This window comes from Flintibacter muris, from assembly GCF_943192995.1.
GTDB classification, from domain to species: domain Bacteria; phylum Bacillota; class Clostridia; order Oscillospirales; family Oscillospiraceae; genus Lawsonibacter; species Lawsonibacter muris.
Map to the genome: position 1 here is coordinate 1 of NZ_CALPCP010000120.1, position 1,203 is coordinate 1,203.

Consider the following 1,203-nt stretch of genomic DNA (forward strand, 5'->3'; position numbering starts at 1 on the left):
CTCCACCTGGGCCAGCTCCACATTCAAAGCGGTCAGCCTGGGGTTGACTGTCTCGGCCTTGGCGGTCAACGTCTGAAACTCGGAGAGCTTATGTACCATCGCCTCATAGACAAACTGCTCAAACTCCGCCGTCCGAAGCGTCCCGCAGCCCTCGCAGCTCATATTGTCTGCCCGCTTGGTGCAATAGAGGTATTGGGTCCCCGCCCGGTTGCCCAGGCTTTTCAGCGCCCGCCCACAGTGGCCGCACTTCATCTTTCCGGCCAGCCAGGTATTTTTCGGTTTGCGCCCGCCCTGGAATGTGATGTTCGCCATCAGCTTTTTCCTGCACCGCAGCCAGGTATCGGCGGGAACAATGCCCTCGCTGGGGGCCAGTACAAGGATCTGATTTTTCAGCTCCTTGTTTTTTCGTTCCTGCACGTCCCGGCCCTGGTAGAGATAGCAGCCGTTGGTCCCGGCGAAGTCCGCCGCCTCGTTCACCACCACGGCTCCCTGCCCCTTGAAAAACTCGTACAGCTCCAGGTCAGCCTGGGCGTAAATCGGGTTGCGGAGCATTTGAGAAATGAAGCCCCGGCGTAATTCCTTTTCATACACCAGGATACCCTCCTGGGCGAAGTACCGGGCGATGTCTCCGAACGACGTGGACGGTTCGGCGTACATCTCGAACATCAGGCGGGCGATATTCGCCGTGGCGGGGTCCGGAATCATCATTTTCGTGCGGATACCCTGGATGGTGGTGGGCTCCAGCTTGAAGCCGTAGGGGGCCGCGCCGCTCATGTGGAAGCCCCGCTGACACCGGGAGTAGTAGGCGTCGGTCACTCGCTTCTGGATCGTCTCGCGCTCTAACTGAGCGAACACGATACAGATATTCAGCATGGCCCGGCCCATTGGGGTGGAGGTATCGAACTTTTCCGTAGAGGAAACAAATTCCACATTGTACTGCTGGAACAGCTCCATCATGGTTGCGAAGTCCAGAATGGAACGGCTGATACGGTCCAGCTTGTAGACCACCACCCGGCGGATCAGGCCCCGCTTGATGTCGGCCATAAGCTCCTGGAAGCGGGGGCGGTCCGTGTTCTTACCGGAAAATCCTTTATCTTTGTAGTCCTTGAAATTCCCTCCCCGCAGCTCGTACTTGCAGAACTCGATCTGGCTTTCAATGCTGATACTGTCTTTACGGTCCACAGACTGTCTCGCGTAGATAGC

Annotated in this window: 1 protein-coding gene; it reads right to left on the reverse strand. The window is 57.7% G+C overall.

Annotated features, from left to right (window positions below):
• Window positions 1-1,203: recombinase family protein (locus tag NFS22_RS23590; RefSeq protein ID WP_251320058.1), on the reverse strand; the 1,203-nt coding region annotated here is incomplete at both ends.